This is a genomic window from Oleiphilus sp. HI0128, from assembly GCF_001635365.1.
Window position 1 is genome coordinate 1 of record NZ_LWGG01000219.1, and the last position, 953, is coordinate 953.

Consider the following 953-nt stretch of genomic DNA (forward strand, 5'->3'; position numbering starts at 1 on the left):
CTTTACAGGCGCTGCATAAGCGTCTTGCCAGTCGTTGTGCGATGATAAGACTGACAGATGTGGCGATGTTGAATGCCGGAACGCCCATATTGATCATACGAGTTAGAGTTTCTGGTGCGCTATTGGTATGTAGGGTCGACATAACCATATGACCTGTCTGTGCAGCTTTGATTGCGATAGACGCAGTTTCCAGGTCTCGAATCTCACCAACCATGATGATGTCAGGATCTTGACGTAAGAAAGACCTAAGTGCTTCAGGGAAGCCAAGCCCGACTTTAGGGTTAACGTTAACCTGGTTGATGCCTTCCAGGTTAATCTCAACCGGGTCTTCTGCGGTAGAGATATTTCGTTCGTCAGTATTTAGTATATTCAAACCGGTATAGAGTGATACTGTTTTACCACTCCCCGTAGGGCCGGTTACTAGGATAAGCCCTTGCGGCTGGTGAAGCGCATCCATATAGAGCTCTTTCTGGACGTCTTCGTAACCCAATGCGTCAATCCCCATTTTCGCGCTGCTCGGGTCAAGAATACGCAATACAATTTTTTCGCCCCACAACGTAGGTAGGGTATTCACCCGGAAATCAATCGCTTTGGTTTTTGATAGCTTTAGCTTAATACGTCCATCTTGAGGAATTCGCCGCTCAGAAATATCCAGCTGGGACATAACCTTTAAACGGGCTGATATCTTGGGGGCCAGTTTAATGGAGGGCTTTGAAACTTCGTGTAATATACCGTCTGTACGGTAGCGAACGCGGTAGCTTTTTTCATAAGGTTCGAAGTGTAAATCTGATGCGCCAGTTTTGATTGCGTCGAGTAGCATCTTGTTGACGTATTTAACAATCGGCGCATCATCCGCATCACTAGCCGACACTTCATTGTCTGAGTCATCGCTCTGATCAACATCGATGTCGTCAAGGTCTGCATCGTCCAGATCGCCCATCGTTGTATCCTGC

General features: G+C 47.1%; 1 protein-coding gene. It reads right to left on the reverse strand.

Annotation, left to right across the window (positions count from 1 at the left end; all coding sequences use genetic code 11):
* Positions 1–953: ATPase, T2SS/T4P/T4SS family (locus A3763_RS02880; protein WP_197482714.1), on the reverse strand; the 953-nt coding region annotated here is incomplete at both ends.